Source organism: Chromohalobacter sp. HP20-39, from assembly GCF_033052815.1.
Taxonomy (GTDB): domain Bacteria; phylum Pseudomonadota; class Gammaproteobacteria; order Pseudomonadales; family Halomonadaceae; genus Chromohalobacter.
In genome coordinates, this window is sequence record NZ_JAWHTP010000120.1 from 1 (window position 1) to 496 (window position 496).

At 63.5% G+C, this 496-nt stretch carries 1 protein-coding gene; it reads right to left on the reverse strand.

Translation table 11 applies throughout. The annotated features are described in order from the left end of the window. Positions 1–496, reverse strand: a 496-nt coding sequence (locus RVY79_RS17235; protein ID WP_317465696.1) for an ATP-binding protein, incomplete at both ends; no start/stop codon positions are given.

A 496-nucleotide genomic window follows, 5' to 3' on the forward strand; every position in this document is an offset into this window, starting at 1 on the left:
GAAAGATCGGCTTCAGAAGCGTCCCGGCCTGCGTGCATTCTGGCGCGGATACGCACCCGCAGGACCTCCGGTTCGGCAGCGCAATCCACGATGGCGAAGGGCGCACCAAGGCGCCTCGCCAACGTAAAGAACCGGCTGCGCTGGCCATGCGCCAGGAACGTGGCGTCGGCAATCATGGGAAAGCCGGCACGCACGCCGATCCTGCAGATGGCCGCTACACGTCGATACGTCTGGTCGATTGCGTGTGACGCGTAGCGATCAACTGCGTTGGCACAGATACCGCGGCGTCGTTCAGCATCGGAACGCACGCGTATCATGCACTCCGCTTCCATCAACTGCGCCGCCTGGGTCGATTTTCCGCTGCCTGACAGGCCATGCATGAGGATGATGCAACCGTCGCTCCGACTGAGCAGGTCGCGCGCCAGGTCAAGCAGTCGGTGCGCTTCGTCTCGGTGTGGCGCCGCCAATTCAGGGTCGTTCTCTAGTTGGTGGGCCC